At 44.4% G+C, this 14,982-nt stretch carries 15 protein-coding genes and 5 tRNA genes; 12 read left to right on the top strand and 8 right to left on the bottom strand.

The genetic code is table 11. From position 1 onward, the window contains the following. Positions 1-197: 197 nt before the first annotated feature. The 5 genes from CGRAC_RS10795 to CGRAC_RS10810 form a co-directional block, all read right to left on the bottom strand. Positions 198-285: transfer RNA gene (locus CGRAC_RS10795), tRNA-Ser, on the bottom strand. A gap of 57 nt (positions 286-342) precedes the next feature. Beyond that, positions 343-498 (bottom strand): hypothetical protein, encoded by a 156-nt coding sequence (locus CGRAC_RS12260; RefSeq protein WP_005872732.1) that lies wholly within the window; start codon positions 496-498, stop codon positions 343-345. 20 nt (positions 499-518) lie between these two features. Next, positions 519-592, bottom strand: a tRNA-Cys gene (locus tag CGRAC_RS10800). Between the two features lie 16 nt (positions 593-608). After that, positions 609-695, bottom strand: a tRNA-Leu gene (locus tag CGRAC_RS10805). Between the two features lie 27 nt (positions 696-722). Continuing rightward, positions 723-797 (bottom strand) — tRNA-Gly (locus tag CGRAC_RS10810). A gap of 133 nt (positions 798-930) precedes the next feature. On the opposite strand from CGRAC_RS10810, the gene CGRAC_RS10815 reads away from it, so the two are divergent. From CGRAC_RS10815 to CGRAC_RS10860, 10 genes are all read left to right on the top strand, one after another. Beyond that, positions 931-1,006, top strand: a tRNA-Ala gene (locus CGRAC_RS10815). 459 nt (positions 1,007-1,465) lie between these two features. Beyond that, on the top strand, positions 1,466-1,831 hold the full coding sequence (gene imm40 / locus CGRAC_RS10820) for an Imm40 family immunity protein (RefSeq protein WP_005872734.1): 366 nt from the start codon (positions 1,466-1,468) through the stop codon (positions 1,829-1,831). Between the two features lie 123 nt (positions 1,832-1,954). Next, entirely contained in the window at positions 1,955-2,344 is a 390-nt protein-coding gene (locus CGRAC_RS10825; protein WP_005872736.1) for a hypothetical protein, read from the top strand. Beyond that, positions 2,337-2,858 (top strand): hypothetical protein, encoded by a 522-nt coding sequence (locus CGRAC_RS10830; RefSeq protein WP_005872738.1) that lies wholly within the window; start codon positions 2,337-2,339, stop codon positions 2,856-2,858. The genes CGRAC_RS10825 and CGRAC_RS10830 overlap by 8 nt, the downstream gene beginning before the upstream one ends. Before the next feature lie 44 nt (positions 2,859-2,902). Then, positions 2,903-3,292, top strand: coding sequence for a DUF7674 family protein (locus CGRAC_RS10835; RefSeq protein WP_005872740.1), 390 nt, complete (start codon positions 2,903-2,905; stop codon positions 3,290-3,292). Positions 3,293-3,340: 48 nt separating this feature from the next. After that, positions 3,341-3,715: a hypothetical protein gene (locus tag CGRAC_RS10840; RefSeq protein ID WP_005872742.1), complete on the top strand. Its 375-nt coding sequence runs from the start codon at positions 3,341-3,343 to the stop codon at positions 3,713-3,715. Between the two features lie 40 nt (positions 3,716-3,755). Then, the gene (locus CGRAC_RS10845) at positions 3,756-4,508 is read left to right on the top strand and encodes a hypothetical protein (protein ID WP_005872743.1); all 753 of its coding nucleotides are present in this window, start codon (positions 3,756-3,758) and stop codon (positions 4,506-4,508) included. Positions 4,509-4,521: 13 nt separating this feature from the next. Next, on the top strand, positions 4,522-5,148 hold the full coding sequence (locus CGRAC_RS10850; protein ID WP_005872745.1) for a hypothetical protein: 627 nt from the start codon (positions 4,522-4,524) through the stop codon (positions 5,146-5,148). Positions 5,149-5,167: 19 nt separating this feature from the next. Continuing rightward, positions 5,168-5,389 carry a hypothetical protein gene (locus CGRAC_RS10855; protein WP_005872747.1) on the top strand — a complete coding sequence of 74 codons (222 nt, stop codon included), beginning with the start codon at positions 5,168-5,170 and terminating at the stop codon, positions 5,387-5,389. 97 nt (positions 5,390-5,486) lie between these two features. Then, entirely contained in the window at positions 5,487-6,401 is a 915-nt protein-coding gene (locus CGRAC_RS10860; protein ID WP_005872749.1) for a DUF3137 domain-containing protein, read from the top strand. A 208-nt stretch (positions 6,402-6,609) separates the two neighbouring features. Here the strand turns inward: CGRAC_RS10860 and CGRAC_RS10865 are convergent, their stop codons facing one another. Together CGRAC_RS10865 and CGRAC_RS10870 are read right to left on the bottom strand one after the other, a co-directional pair. Beyond that, positions 6,610-8,982, bottom strand: a complete 2,373-nt coding sequence (locus CGRAC_RS10865; protein WP_005872752.1) for a ribonucleoside-diphosphate reductase subunit alpha — start codon at positions 8,980-8,982, stop codon at positions 6,610-6,612. A 383-nt stretch (positions 8,983-9,365) separates the two neighbouring features. Continuing rightward, on the bottom strand, positions 9,366-10,814 hold the full coding sequence (locus tag CGRAC_RS10870; protein WP_005872754.1) for a DUF945 family protein: 1,449 nt from the start codon (positions 10,812-10,814) through the stop codon (positions 9,366-9,368). 138 nt (positions 10,815-10,952) lie between these two features. Here CGRAC_RS10870 and CGRAC_RS10875 point away from each other — a divergent pair, with 138 nt between their 5' ends. Both CGRAC_RS10875 and recJ read left to right on the top strand, forming a co-directional pair. Continuing rightward, a complete protein-coding gene (locus tag CGRAC_RS10875) occupies positions 10,953-12,584 on the top strand; it encodes a CTP synthase (RefSeq protein ID WP_005872755.1) in 1,632 nt (543 codons plus the stop codon). Further along, complete coding sequence (recJ, locus tag CGRAC_RS10880; RefSeq protein ID WP_005872756.1) at positions 12,574-14,154, top strand: single-stranded-DNA-specific exonuclease RecJ; 1,581 nt, start codon at positions 12,574-12,576, stop codon at positions 14,152-14,154. Before CGRAC_RS10875 ends, recJ begins: the two co-directional genes overlap by 11 nt. A gap of 472 nt (positions 14,155-14,626) precedes the next feature. On the opposite strand, the gene CGRAC_RS10885 is transcribed toward recJ, so the two are convergent. Continuing rightward, on the bottom strand, positions 14,627-14,956 hold the full coding sequence (locus CGRAC_RS10885) for a cupin domain-containing protein (RefSeq protein WP_040304307.1): 330 nt from the start codon (positions 14,954-14,956) through the stop codon (positions 14,627-14,629). Between the last annotated feature and the right edge of the window lie 26 nt (positions 14,957-14,982).

The following is a 14,982-nucleotide window of genomic DNA, read 5'->3' on the forward strand; positions in this document are numbered from 1 at the left end:
ATGATCAAACAAGCCACTGACGCGCAATCTTGGCTTCTTCGCCGTATGACGTTTTGGTGCTCCGCCTATAAACGCGCCGCCCTAAACTGCCGTTTGCTACAGGATAAAATTTTAGCCTAAAGAGCATTAAATGAAAATTAGTATAAATAAAATGTGAAATTTTTGAAGTTAAAATGGAGTTTTGGATTAGATTAAAATGGCCGGGAGATAGGGATTCGAACCCCAGGAGGCTTTCACCTCAACGGTTTTCAAGACCGCCGCTTTCGACCGCTCAGCCATCTCCCGATTAAGGGCGGGTAAATCCCGCCGTAGTTCGCGCAGATCAAGACCTGCACGTGCAATTTATTCGGTTTTTTCTCCGACCCACTCGGCACCGTTATGAACCTTTTCTTTGGTCCATTGAGCCGCGTTGCGCGAGTCCTCTTTTACGCCGTGCCAAGTATTAGAGCACCCGCTAAAAGCCATCAATGCCAAAAGAGCCGCTAGTATGTATCTCATAATAACTCCTTTTTAGGATCTGGAGGCGACACCCGGATTCGAACCGGGGATCAAAGCTTTGCAGGCTCATGCCTTACCACTTGGCTATGTCGCCGCGCCGGCTTATTAGGTGGTGCCCGGAGCCGGACTTGAACCGGCACGGAAAAAATTCCGAGGGATTTTAAGTCCCTTGCGTCTACCGATTCCGCCATCCGGGCACGTTTAATACAAAACAGAATGTAAAATGGAGCGGGAAACGAGAGTCGAACTCGCGACATCAACCATGGCAAGGTTGCGCTCTACCACTGAGCTATTCCCGCGCAAAGAAATGAAATATTACCCAATGCAAGCTTAAAATTTCATTTTATAGCGGCCCTTGCAGAGAAAATTTTGGCGTAGCGCCGGAATTTAAAAATTTTGTAAGTAAAATAATGTAAAATTACAAAATCTTTTGGGGTTATAGCTCAGCTGGGAGAGCGCTTGAATGGCATTCAAGAGGTCGGCGGTTCGATCCCGCTTAACTCCACCATTTAAGCTATTCTTAAGTTTTAATCACTTCTTTTAAATCTCTTTTACTTCCTTTAAATACCGATATCTAGGGCTTTTAGTAATTTTAATTATTTTTGTTTCTTTTTATGTTATAATTGTTTTAGAATAATTCAGTTGTTTATTAGGTTAGTTAAAACCTATTAGGTCAGTTTTACAGAAAGAGCAATGATATCGTCTAAAAGCCCTTTGGCGCATATATCGCACAAAAAAACCAAAAAACGGCATAAGCGAGAGCTATATCGCAAAAATCATTAAGATGAACGAAAAATATATACTTCCATCTTTTGACGAGCGCGATATAAAGACGATGAAATATAGTGATATTTTAGAATTTTAAACCAAAATGATCCGAGCGCTAGTTATCTTGCAATGCTTCATCGCCTAATAAACGATATAGAAAAGTCTTTGCAATAAATTAATTTTAATGAAAGGAGAGATTATGTCAGTTGAAGAAGATGGCGCAGCGTTTATAGATGAAGACTACGTAAATATCGTGCCGCAGGATCTTTTAGAGCGCGGTATACGCCTAAGAGAAGAGTACGGAATTTATGATATCGCTTGGAAATTTGATGATGTAATGGAGGTGCTAAAAATCACAAGAGGCAAAGGTATGATTATCCTAGGAGGAGACGTATATCGCCTAAACGGTAATGAGCCCATAATCACATATGACAACTGGTATACCGAAGAGGAAGATGACAATGCATTCGAATTGGCAATCGAATATATCACTAAGTATCGCGCTAGAAATGGAGATGATTTTGCATATTGCCCAACTATTTGTCCTGGGCGGGTGCCCAAATGAAAATTTTAGCCTCCAATACAGAATATCTTGGCTTTTAGTCATTTTCAGATAAATATAAAAATATGCACCGAACTAAATGCCGATGTATGTGTAGATAGGATATAAAAGATTTTAGGAGTAGCTTTGAAAGACAACGAAGTAGTTTTAATACTATCGATCGAAAGCGATAGGGATCTATCCGAGACAATAAGCAGCAGCGGCATATCCACAACAAAAACCTGGCACAAAGGAGATTTGAAAATAAAAGGCTCTATTTTAAAATACAAAAATTTTGGCTTTAGCATAGAGGAAAAATTTTATGATATACCTTCTGCGGGAGATCTAATTAAAAAATTCTTGGCAGATATAAATGTCGCGAGGAGTATAAAATTACAAAGCGTAAAAAAGCTGCTAAGAGTCGTGATTTACAGCAACTGTAGCTTGCCAGGTCTATACTACGATACGGACTTGCTAAGGCTATTAGCGGGTAACAATATAAATTTAGATAATGACGTGTATTTTTTAGATGAATAAATTTGAATTGCATACTAAAATAAAAGAGCTAAAGGTGCGGCTTAAACTGCAAAAGCCGGAAATTATAACAAATCCTGTACAGAAGGATAAGTTTGTCGAGCAAGATTTGTGCAGTAAAGATCTGTGTGATTTAGACCATAGCACGATCAAACTTTTATCGGGAGATTTGCAGGTTTTCAATGACTATTCTTTCAGGTATTATATCCTGGATTTTATTGATTTTTACGAGCGCTTCGGCGATGAGGCGATTATAGAGGATATGTTTATTCAGGCATTTGCACCACCTATGCGGCGAGCACGAGCGAAACAATTTAGCAGGGATGAGGTAAAAATAATCATAGATTTTTTACAAAAACACTATGAAAATATTACAAGAATTACGCATACCAAGAAATATAAAAAGTTAAAACTCTATGAGCAAGATGAAATTTATATACCATTCAAACATTTTGAAAAGGAGATGAAAAATGCGATAAAATTTTGGGAGAAGTATTATAAGGGCAAAAATTTATAAGGATTGGCAAATGTGCTTAATAAAGACCGATTTGGGCAAATATAATGTGCTTAATAAAGACCGATTTGGGCAAATATGAGGAATATATCTATTTCTTTATAGAGAAAAATAGGGCGTATTTTAGCGCCTATCAAGAACAGATATTTCCTTTCGATATGGAGTACATACCTAGCTTATTGTGGCTGCTTGCATCTTTTGCAGAAACTACAATTAAAATTTTTGACGATTTGGACGAAAAGACAAGAAATGAAATTTTCGATTTTGTGGAAAAGGGAGCGGCAAGCGAAGACGAATACATCGGCACGGCGTTTTGCACCGGCTTTGTTGAAACAATTGTAAATATTGCGAAAGAAGACGAATATAAGATAGTTAGCAAATATTTTAGAAATGAGACACAAGAATATGCCGCCGCTTGGATGAAATTTGGCGAATAGCTAGGTCGAGTTTTATTCAAGTCATACTTTAAAACAATAAGGAGCCGTATGCCTAAACATGAATTTTTACTTAAAAAGACAAAAGAAAATATTTTCTCTAAAGGGCATAGTGTAGTAATTAGCGATGATCTGATACTTCATATTTCGCACTCTCTTGAGTGGGTACAAACCACATGGAACGATGAGGAAAATTTGAAAAAAGGTCTAAATTACTATGGCTATAGCTGGATAGAAGATAAAGCTAAATTTAGAGATATAATATGCACTTGGAGGTCGCTTTTCTTGAGCGCGGATGAGCAGATTGTTTTTGATAAAAATTGCGCGCTAAATAAATCCTCGGTTATCGAGCAATTAGACAGCCTATTGGAACTAATCGATTCGGCAATTAAAAACGATTTATATATTTTGCATCTAGGGATTTAGCAAGCGTGCCGCGATTTAATAATAAAACAAAAGAAAGACCATGAAAAGAAATTATAAAAAGATAATACCCGTAAGAGGTAGAAGGAAATTTTCGATTAATAATTTTAGAAAAATTTTCGCGGAGGGCGATATACTGCAGATCGGTCAAAGGCGGTTTTTATTTTGTAGCTGGAATAACCTGCTGCGTATAAACGGCGATAATTCGGGGAAGTTTATAGTATTGCCGCCCGAAGCTAATGCGAAAAATAATAATGGTCTGATTTCTAAAAAGTGGATATTGGAGAATTTAGATTTTGTATGTGATACCGAGTCGCCCAGAAATATAAGCATATTTTCTTATTACGATAGTTTTTTAGCCGAATACAAAAGGATAAATGATAAAATTCCTGCAAAATTTACTTATAAATTTTTAGAATTCAAAGACGATCTAAAAAATGGAGATATTATAGAGTGTCACAAGGCTTTTCGTCCATATGATCGAAAGATAAAATTTATCGTCGCAACCGATACGAAAGGATGCCCGAGACTACCCTATCTGGAGGGGTTTTATTCCGGTATGTTTGCGCCTATTGGCTATAGCGATAAAATGCACTCGAATAAAGGACGGGAATATGCGATAAGCTCGAGTTGGCTAATTAAGAACTGGGAAGCCGCCTTTGTCGGTAATTGCGATATAAGACACACTTATGTAAATTTACAAAACCGAAAAGAAATTTTAAATTTTACCGATAAGCAGTTAGAAAATTTTGTTAAAAAGAAGAGAAAGAAATTAAAATTTAAATGGAAAAAGTAGATAAGGATTTTAAATGATTGTAAAATGTATAAAAGAAGATAGGCATGAGCATCTGAGATTAAATAGAACCTATTTTGTTCATGGTATCCAATATGAAGAGGGACGGATTTATTATTGGATATTACCGTTTGAAGACGATATAGATTACAATCGATTTAATAGCGAATATTTTCAAGTAATCGATGAGACGGTGCCTACAAATTGGAAATTTGGGATGCATAAGGGATTTTTTGGATGTTTTACCGCATCTTACGAAGAGGCCGCAACCGACGAAGATCATTATGGAAGGCTTATCGACGGCGATCCAATAGAGAAGAAAATTTTTAAGAAGAGAAGAGCCGAGATGATCGATGATGTATATAATACGCATATCATCAAGGATTTTAACCGTTTCATACATGATCTAAGCTCTAATCTATCGATACAGATGAATATCGCAAATAAAGTATTGGATATAGAGATATCGGACGCAAACGCTGAGGCCAAACATCACAAAATGAATATTTTAAAGGATGACGGATATAGCTGGTATTTGATAGAATCAGACGCGAGCACCTTTAAAGCCAACTTTACAAATGATTATTTAAGACCCGTATTAAAATATCTTAAATTGTGGCTAGGCAGAAAGAATTTTAGATAACAGGGCAGAAAGGTTTAATATGGCGAGCGCATCCGATAAAGAAATTTTTATAAAAATTTTAAACGAAGATATTGATGTGTGGCGCCCGGTAAAGGCTGCTCAAATCGCGCAATATATTTTTAAAATTACCGATACGACGAATTTTGAATCCGAACTGGATGAAATTTTAGAATTCAAACAGGGCGATATTGTAAAATGCAGAGAAAAAGACGGCGATTTCTATGCTTTTGAGCTATTATAAAAACCCGCCTTATAAATAGCAACGCGCTTATCATATGGCTTGATTTAATCCCATTTTTCGCTATAATGAGCGTCAAATTTCACTCACGGGGATAGCGATGAGCCTTGTTTCTTACGAATTAAAAAAGCAAAAACTAGATGGAACGTGCAATGTGGCGCTTTGGAAGGCGCGTGGCGGCGTGGCGGCAGTAGTACTGGCGCTATTTATTGCTATGCGCAAGGATTTCGGAGATTTCTCGTTCCTGTTTTTATTGGTACTGCTAGCTCTTGCTTATCCTGCTTACAAATACCTAGCTGTGCGCATTTCGCGTAAATTTGAAGCGCTCAGTGAAGAGGCCTTCAAAAACGAATTTTTGCTTTGGATCGCAAAGGAGCTGCGTCTTACCTTTCAGCCTTTCGGCGCGTTTTTACTCGATGAAATTTACAAAAATCCGCTCCGTAAAGAGGCAAATCTATGCACTTGCAAGCACGCTATAGTGGGCAAGACGCCCGAATTTGGCATAAAAATCGGTGACATCTGCCTAAGCCGCGATTTCGATAAAAACAGAGAAAATCGGGTATTTGAGCTGGATAAAATTTTGCATCTTAAAAAAAAGGATGATACGGCGATTTTCGACGGGCTTTTTGCAAAATTTGATTTTAGCGAGACCTTCGATAGTAAAATTTTAGTCGTGCCGCGCGGAGAGTTCATCTTCGGCGCATCGGATCTGAAGCTGCTTAAAGACAGCCCGCACCTAAGCGCGTCGTTTGATGTTTATCTCAACAATTCCGCCGCCGCCGCATTTTTGCAAAACAAAAAAATTTTAGAAAACATGCAGACGATCACCGTAAATTTATTTGGTAAAACCGAGCTTTATCTGGGCGAAAACAGCCTTGTAATCGGCGTTGAAAATAGCGAAATTTTCAAATCCGCGCCGAGCTCGCAAAGCGCGAAGTTGCTCGAAAGCCTAAATAAAATGATCGAGATCGCTAAAATTTTCGCCTATCTCAAAAAGCTCGGGCAGGTAGAATAATCTACGCTCTAAATTTGAGCGAGTGCCGTTGAAATAATTTGGTTTTTGCGAAGGCTGCGCTTTTTTGCTCGTCCGTTATTAAATCAAACTACTTCGAAAGGCAAAGAATTCTTTAATAAGCACTTTCGCTTTGCTATCGACCTTAAACGCTTAAATTTTTACAAAATTTTATGGCGGCTCTTAAAAAATTCCAAAATCTCTTAAAATTTCACTGACACCCCTCGCACTCAATAGAGCGATCCGCGACGTTGTTTAGCTTCTCGCTATCTGGGCTTTCGGAGCGTAGATAGTAGGTCGATTTTAGCCCCAGCTGCCACGCAAGCGTGTAAATTTCGCTCAGATAGCCGCCGCTAGCTTTGTCTAGGCTCATGAAGATATTTAGGCTCTGGCCTTGATCAATCCATTTTTGGCGGATGGCGCCCGCCTTTACGAGCAGGCGCTGATCGAGCTCGTACGCAGGCACATATGCCTGCCACGTTTTCGGGCTTAAATTCGGCACGACGACCGGGATCATGCCGCTTAGGTTGTGCTCGAACCATTTGCGCTTATATACCGGCTCGATCGTCTGCGTGGTGCCTACGAGTATGCTGATACTCGATGTCGGCGCGATCGCCATCAGATAGCCGTTTCGCATGCCGTCGCGCTTTACTTTCTCGCGCAGTCCGTCCCAGTCGCAGCTGCTCTGCTCAAAGAGCCCGCCGCGCTTAACGAGCGCTTTGGCGTTTTCGTTCGCTAAATCGATCGGGAAAATTCCTTCACTCCACTTCGATCCCGCAAAATCAGGGTACCTGCCCTTTTCTACGGCTAAATTTGAGCTTGCCTTGATCGCGTTAAAGCTCACGTTTTCCATTATCCTATCGATCAGTTCGAAGTGCTCGTAGCTGCCCCACTTCACGCCGCGCTCGGCCAGCATCTGCGCTTCGCCCATTACGCCGAGCCCTATCGCGCGCGTTTTTAGATTGGTGTGTTTGACCTTGGCGTGCGGGTAAAAATTTAGATCGATGACGTTATCGAGCATCCGCACGGCGATCGGCATCACGCGAGCTATCTCCTCGCGGCTGTTGATTTTGCTTAAATTTACGCTTGCGAGGTTGCAAACCGCCGTCGCGCCCTCGCTGCAGCCCTTTTCTACGATAAAAATTTCTTTGCCGCCCAGCGTGTCTAGCGCGGTGATCTTTTTCGCCTTTTTTACGATGCCCGCGTCGGTTCTTACATCTTCGTTTTCCTCAAACAGCCTCTCGCTGCCGTCGGCAAAGACGACTTTGATTTTGTAGTGGTTCGGCGCCGTGTTTTGAAAGATCTCCGTACATAAATTTGAGCTCCTGATCAAGCCTTGATGCGCGTTTGGATTGATGCGGTTGGCGTTATCTTTGAAGCACAAAAAGGGCATGCCCGTCTCAAAATAGCTCGTTAAAATTTTCTTCCAAAGCTCCTTTGCCAGGATGGTGGATTTTGAAATTTTATCGTCGGCCTCGTATTGCTCGTAGCGCGCCTCAAATTCCGCGCCGTATAGATCGCTCAAATCGCTTACTTCTGCAGGATCGAATAGCGTCCACTTGCCGCCGCTTTGAAGCCTTTTCATAAACAGATCGTTTATCCACAGCGCGGGAAAAATTTCATGCGCGCGGCGCCTCTCCTCGCCCGAGTTTTTGCGCAGATCTAAAAAGTCGCTCACGTCCATGTGCCACGGCTCGATATACACGGCGATAGCGCCCTTGCGCGTGCCCAGCTGATCGACGGCGACGGCGATGTCGTTCGTGATCTTTAAAAACGGAATGATGCCGCCCGCGGCGTTTTTATGTCCGTCGATGCTACCGCCCATCGCGCGCACCTTGCACCAGTCCCAGCCGATACCGCCGCCGAATTTGCTCAGAAGCGCCATCTCCTTGTAGCTATCAAAAATCCCTTCGATATTATCAGGCGTGCTTCCCACGTAGCAGCTGCTTAGCTGATGGCGCGTCGTGCGGGCGTTTGAAAGCGTAGGGGTCGCGAGCATGACTTCAAATTTAGATATAAGATCGTAAAATTTCTTCGCCCAGCTCTGGCAATCAAGCTCGTTTTGCGCAAGGAACATCGCGATCGCCATAAACATCTGCTGCGGAAGCTCGATCGGCGCGCCGCTTTTATCCTTGATGAGGTAGCGATCGTAAAGCGTCTTGATGCCGAGGTAGTTAAACTGCAAATCGCGCTGCGGCTGCAAGTAAGAATTTAGATCCTCTAGATCGTATTTTTCCTTTAAGCCGAGCATTATGCGACCCGCCGCCTCGCCGCGAGCGAAGTAATCCTCCAGGCTGTTGTAGCCGCTAAAGCCCGTTACCTTGTGATATAGATCGTATAAAAATAACCGCGCGGCGACGAAAGTCCAGTTCGGGCGGTCCACGTCGATCTTCTCGACTGCGGTTTTGATGAGGGTTTGCTGAATCTCCTCCGTGGTGATCATATCGCGAAACTGGATCTTTGCGTCCACCTCAAGCTCGCTAAGGCTTACGTTTTCCAGACCCTCCACTGCCTCGCTCGTGTATTTTTTAATCTTGCTTACGTCAAGTTCCTCGGTTCTGCCGTTGCGTTTGATTACTTTCATATCGTTCCTTGAAATTTAAAAATGCAAATTTAGCGTTAGTTTCCCAATATAAAATACGTCGTCAAAAGAGGCGGCGTAATAAATGCCGCTCATCTCCGCCGTCTTTTAAATTTACGCTAGCTGCGCTGCAAAAGCGCGCATTATAGCCAAAATTGCTTAAGCCTATCTGTCATTGCAAATATGAGATTTTGGCTTGTAAGTTTTAAAATTTAGCGAAGCGGGCGGCAATGATATGGTAAAATTCGAGCGAAATTTTATGGCGCCGCTGCGAAATTATGCAGGTAAAAATTTACGCGAAGCTTTGCGAAATTCTGCGCCGAGAAAGTAAGAAATAAAAAGAGCTTTGCAAGCGGATTTAAAATTTGCTCGCAAAGCTTAAAAATTTAGTTGTGCGGTAGTGGGATAGGCTTTCCGTTTAAGATCATAGAGTTGCTTGCTTTATCGAAGCTAAACTCCATCTTAACCCCATCTCCATCAGGCTTAAGAAACTGCGAGCCGTAAACTTCCGCCATCGGCGCAAAATCGCGCAAGCTGTCATAAGGCGATAAGAAGTCCGTGATGGTCGTATTTATCGTAGCTTTGCCATCCAAGCTCATACGCTTAAAAAGCTGCGTCTCGTCGATGTAGCCGCCTACTAGCGCGCTTGCGTTAAAAGCAAATTTCTTACCGAGGCTATTTTCAAACGAAAAATCATTCACGTTGATTTTCATATCATCTTTTAGCAGCTTCATAAAAAGCTCTTTATTTTCCGCTAATTTTTCGCCTTCTTGCGGATTTGAGACAACAGACAGATATTTTTCGAAAAGTGCGGCGCTAAAGCTGGTATCGACGCCTAAATGGATGTTTCGCACTAGCACATCGGCGATCTTTAAGCTTTGGGCTTTATCGCTTTCGTTGAAATTTAAAATTCCATCTTTTACGCGGTAGCTACCTTCTGTGCTCATATCCGTAACTACGACGAAGCGCTGCTTATCTACAGTTACGACGAGCTCTTTTGTGCTGCCTGCAAAATCTATGTCATTCAAAAAGAGCTTGGTTATATTATCGTCTAGATCTTGGATGCCGTTTTTAAAGTTTGCCTCATAGATAAGATCCTTTATATCAAGACCCGAATCCTTGCCGTCGTCTATAAAAATTTCACCGATTTTAAAACCCAAGGCTTTTATCGTTTTTCCGCTCATATCGCTCGTGCCGTTTAGGCTAAGGCCTGCAAGACGCCCCATTCCGCCATCTTCGAGCACATTTATATCGGCTAGCTTTGCGCTAAATTTAACCTCTGTAGGTCCGTAGTTTAGATGCGTGCTAAGCGGCGCGTCAGTCTTAAACAGCTTCTTGCAAGGCTCTGCGTAATATGGCGTCTTAATCGTTAAAATTCCGTCGCTCTCAAATCCATCCGCAGCATTTTTTACGCTATGCTTGATAGTGTAGTCATAGCGAAAAGCAAAATCCTCCGGGAAAATTTTAGCAGGATCCGGCTCGTCCGTATCGTTGCTATCTTGCGCGCCTGCTTTTTCCTTTAGCTTGCTAAAGCCTTCAGCAAGGCTTTTTTGCAGTTTCTCTTTTTTTACTACGCCTTCGATAAAGCCGCTTGAGTTGCTATCTCCCGGATAAAATTTAGCGCTTTTAGTCTCGAAAATTTCGTTTCTAGCGATAAATTCCGCAATCTGCTGCTCAATCGCCGCGCTGGCACTCTTGCCGACCGCACCGTCAACCGTTTTGGTTATGCTATCGTTTACACTTTTAGCTACGCCCGTTTTAGCGTCCTTCGTCGCTACAAAAACGCCCACTATAAGCGCTACGATGACCACTAAAGCCGCGATGATCTTTTTCATCATCTCTCCTTTAAATTTAAAATTTATTTAGGTGCGTATTTTGCCGTAAATTTCTAAAATTTTCAAATTCTAGCTTAGTGTGCTTTAACCTAAAAGAAGTTATAATCGCGGCATTAATATCAAAATTTAGGAAAACTTATGGCAAAACAAACGAAATATATTTTCGTCACCGGCGGAGTGCTGAGCTCGCTGGGTAAGGGCATTGCGGCGGCGTCGATCGCGACGCTTTTAAAGCACGCGGGGCTTAAAGTGCGTATCCTAAAGGCGGATCCTTATATCAACGTCGATCCCGGCACCATGAGCCCGCTGGAGCACGGAGAGGTTTTCGTCACCGACGACGGCGCGGAGACCGATCTGGATCTTGGGCATTATGAGCGGTTCTTGGATGAAAATTTAAGCCAAGACAACAATTTCACCACGGGCAAAGTTTACAGCTCCGTCATCGAAAAGGAGCGCAGGGGCGATTATCTGGGCAAAACGATCCAGGTTATCCCTCACATCGTAGGCGAGATCGTGCGCCGCATAAAAAAGGCGGGCGAGGGCAACGACGTGCTGATCGTCGAGATCGGCGGCACCGTGGGCGACATCGAGGGACTGCCCTTTTTAGAGGCGATCCGCGCGATGAGAGTGGAGCTGGGTAGAGTAAATACGATGAATATCCACCTCACGCTCGTGCCTTTCATCAAGGTAGCAGGCGAGCTCAAAACCAAGCCCACACAGCACAGCGTAGGCGAGCTGCGCCGCATCGGTATCAGCCCCGATATGATAATCTGCCGCTCCGAAATGCCGCTAAATCGCGCGCTTAAAGATAAGATCGCGCTAAGCTGCGGCGTGGATAAAAACTGCGTCATCGAAAGCCCCGATAGCGCGAGCATCTATCAGATCCCGCTTGCGTTTTTGAAGCAAGATATTTTAACGCCGATCGCGGAAACTCTAAGCTTAAACAAGCTCGAAGTCGATATGAGCAACTGGGACAGCCTCGTTAAGCGCGTCATCGTGCCTACGAACGAAACTACGATCGCCTTCGTCGGCAAATATATCGATCTGAAAGAAAGCTACAAATCCCTCACCGAGGGGATCATCCACGCGGGCGCGACGCTTGATACGCGGATAAGCTTAAAGTGGGTAGATAGTGAAAAAATTGAAGCGAGCAATGTGGATGAAATTTTCCGCGACGTAAACGGAATTTTAGTCGCGGGCGGCTTCGGCTCGCGCGGAGTAGAGGGTAAAATTTTAGCCATAAACTACGCGCGGATGCATAAGGTGCCATTTTTGGGAATTTGCCTAGGGATGCAGCTTGCGATGGTGGAGTTTGCGCGCAACGTCTTAAAATTGAAAAACGCCAACTCCTCGGAATTTGACCCTCAAACCGAAGATCCGGTGATCTACCTCATCGACAGCTTTATCGACGCAAGCGGCAAAAAGCAGATTCGCACGCACAAATCCCCTATGGGCGGCACTATGCGGCTGGGCGGCTATGACTGCGACGTCAAAAAAGGCTCGCTTTTGGGTAAAATTTACGGCGAGCAAAAGACCATCCGCGAGCGCCACCGCCACCGTTACGAAGCCAATCCGAAGTACCGCGCCGAGTTTGAAAAGCACGGGCTTATCGTCTGCGGCGAGAGCGACGGGCTTATCGAAGCGGTCGAGCTAAAAAACCATCCGTTTTTTCTGGGCGTGCAGTTTCACCCGGAATTTACCAGCCGTCTAGTGCGCCCAAATCCCGCTATTTTGGGCTTTATCGAAGCATCTATAAAAAATGCTAGGTAAAAATGAGATAAGGGAAATTCTAAAATCGAGATTTGCGAACGATCGGCATACTAAAATTTCTGAAATTCCCTTACCCTGCGATCTGAAAGATACCTATAAGGCGGCTTTGCGCATAAAAACTGCCATCGAAGAAAACCAGCGCATAGCCGTAGTCGGCGATTATGACGTCGACGGTATCGTAAGCACCGTCATAATGAGCGATTTTTTCAATCAAATAGGCGCGGAGTACGTCATTAAGATCCCGAACCGCTTCACCGACGGATACGGGCTAAACAGCGAGATCATAGGCGAGCTTGAGGATGTAGATCTCATCATCACCGTAGATAACGGCACCTCCGCGACGGAAGCCGCCGAAATTTGCGCCCAAAAGGGGATCGATCTCATCATCACCGATCATCACATGCCCCCGCCCGTGCTGCCAAGAGCTTATGCGATAATCAATCCGAAGCAGCCTGACTGCACCTTCCCAAATATCGAAATTTGCGGCGCGCAGGTAGCGTGGTATCTCGTAGGCGCGCTAAAAGAAACCCTCGGCGTGAACTACGATATGGCAAGCTCGATGGATATCCTCATCATCGCCATAATCGCCGATATGATGGAGCTGCGCGACATGAACCGCGCGCTTTTGCGCTTCGGTATCAAGCGGCTAAATAGCTCAAACCGCGCCTGCTTCAAGGCGATTAAAGAGCATTATTTTAAAAAGCACTTCGAATTCGACGATATCAGCTACACGATCGCGCCGCTTATCAACTGCACGGGGCGTATGGACGATGCGACGATGTCGTATAACTTTTTATGCGCCAAAAATATTAGAGAGGCGAACCACTACCTAGAGACGATAAATTCCATCAACAACTCGCGCAAAGAGGAGGAGAAAAGCCTCTACGACGAGATCGTAAAAAGCGTCGATCCGAACGACAACGTCATCGTCGTGTGGGGTCCGCAGTGGCACGAAGGCATCATCGGCATCGTCGCAAGCCGCCTAAGCAAGACCTACAAAAAGCCCGCGATCGTCTTTAGCGTAAGCGACTCGCGCGCCAAAGGGAGCGCGCGCAGCATCGGTAAATTCGACATTTTAGAGCTGATCTCCTCGCAAAGCGAAATTTTAACGACCTTCGGCGGACACAAGGGCGCTGCGGGCGTGGGAATCGATCCTGCGCTGCTTCAGGAGTTTAAGCGGCGCGTAAATGAGCGCATTACGCCTAAGGATCTGAGCGATTTTAGCGCGCAAGACGATCTGCTGGGCGAGCTGGACGCGTCGCAGATAGACTTCGAGCTGCTTGAAATTTTAGAATTTTACGAGCCGTACGGGCAGAAAAATCCTCGCCCGCTCTTTTGTATCAAAGGCGCGCGTGCCCGCAATATCAGGGAGATCGGCAAGGAGGGCAAGCATATCAAAATGGCGCTTGATAAAAACGGCGGCAGCGTCGAGGCGCTGTTTTTTAACTACGACTTTTTGCCGCGCGCGGGCGAGCGGGTCGACGTGATCTTTACGATTAGCAAAAACAACTTCCGCGGCACGATCACGCCAGAGCTCATCATCAAGGAGCTAGCTCCGAGCGAAAGCTAAATTTTAAAATTTAGGCCGGCTTGGCGTGCATTTCGCGCAGGACACGGCCTTTAAATTTAACTCTCGATCTATGAGCTAGGCCGCGCATTGCGCACTCGGCGGGTTCGCCCTACTACAGCGCCCGTCTACTCTACTCGCCCGATATGTATTGCACGCTCGGCGCGACTTTGAAATTTAATGCGCGAGCTATGGATTTGACTTGCGATGCGAGCTCAAGCGTGCGATTTCGGGCTCGGTACGGCGCGCAAACGCGATGTGTTATTTTCAGCTCCCGCACGGTTTGCAAAACAGACGAAATTTTTGTGCGCGGTAAAAGTAAAATTTAAACGTTTCTAAATTTTAAAATTTTGCGAGGGCGAGTGAAAATGGTCTGAAACAGACAGAAGAAGCCCTGCGAATGGAATTTCGGATAAAATTTTATAAAGCGGCGGGCGGGCTAAATTTAAAATTTGACCCGCCCTAAACTCAGAGGCTAAAAAACCACTACTAAAAACCACTTAAACGGCGCGGGTGCCGAGATCGCGTGCGGCAAGCCCGCAGGCATTACGATGCTTTGCCCCGCTTTTACGCGGTGTTTCTGCCCGTCGATCGTGAAATCGCCCTCACCCTCAAGCACGTAAACGAACGCGTCGCCATCGGATTTATGCGAGCTGATCTCCTCGCCGCCGTCGAAGGCGAAAAGCGTCATATTCAGCGCAGGATTTTGCGCGAGGGTGCGCGAAATCACCTTATGAGGGGCCACTTCGACTAGCGAAGCAAGCTCTACGGCCTTAGCGGCATCGATATTTTTGATGTGTTGCATAAGCTCTCCTTGAAATGAAATTTGAT

This window comes from Campylobacter gracilis, assembly GCF_001190745.1.
In the GTDB taxonomy this organism is placed as follows: domain Bacteria; phylum Campylobacterota; class Campylobacteria; order Campylobacterales; family Campylobacteraceae; genus Campylobacter_B; species Campylobacter_B gracilis.

Excerpts from the sequence above, each read along its gene's own strand:
- CGRAC_RS10870 (WP_005872754.1), bottom strand. The coding sequence starts at position 10,814 with ATGAAAAAGATCATCGCGGCTTTAGTGGTCATCGTAGCGCTTATAGTG.
- CGRAC_RS10865 (WP_005872752.1), bottom strand. The coding sequence starts at position 8,982 with ATGAAAGTAATCAAACGCAACGGCAGAACCGAGGAACTTGACGTAAGC.
- imm40 (WP_005872734.1), top strand. The coding sequence starts at position 1,466 with ATGTCAGTTGAAGAAGATGGCGCAGCGTTTATAGATGAAGACTACGTA.
- CGRAC_RS10885 (WP_040304307.1), bottom strand. The coding sequence starts at position 14,956 with ATGCAACACATCAAAAATATCGATGCCGCTAAGGCCGTAGAGCTTGCT.
- CGRAC_RS10840 (WP_005872742.1), top strand. The coding sequence starts at position 3,341 with ATGCCTAAACATGAATTTTTACTTAAAAAGACAAAAGAAAATATTTTC.
- CGRAC_RS10855 (WP_005872747.1), top strand. The coding sequence starts at position 5,168 with ATGGCGAGCGCATCCGATAAAGAAATTTTTATAAAAATTTTAAACGAA.
- CGRAC_RS10850 (WP_005872745.1), top strand. The coding sequence starts at position 4,522 with ATGATTGTAAAATGTATAAAAGAAGATAGGCATGAGCATCTGAGATTA.
- recJ (WP_005872756.1), top strand. The coding sequence starts at position 12,574 with ATGCTAGGTAAAAATGAGATAAGGGAAATTCTAAAATCGAGATTTGCG.
- CGRAC_RS10860 (WP_005872749.1), top strand. The coding sequence starts at position 5,487 with ATGAGCCTTGTTTCTTACGAATTAAAAAAGCAAAAACTAGATGGAACG.
- CGRAC_RS10835 (WP_005872740.1), top strand. The coding sequence starts at position 2,903 with ATGTGCTTAATAAAGACCGATTTGGGCAAATATGAGGAATATATCTAT.
- CGRAC_RS10830 (WP_005872738.1), top strand. The coding sequence starts at position 2,337 with ATGAATAAATTTGAATTGCATACTAAAATAAAAGAGCTAAAGGTGCGG.
- CGRAC_RS10845 (WP_005872743.1), top strand. The coding sequence starts at position 3,756 with ATGAAAAGAAATTATAAAAAGATAATACCCGTAAGAGGTAGAAGGAAA.
- CGRAC_RS10875 (WP_005872755.1), top strand. The coding sequence starts at position 10,953 with ATGGCAAAACAAACGAAATATATTTTCGTCACCGGCGGAGTGCTGAGC.
- CGRAC_RS12260 (WP_005872732.1), bottom strand. The coding sequence starts at position 498 with ATGAGATACATACTAGCGGCTCTTTTGGCATTGATGGCTTTTAGCGGG.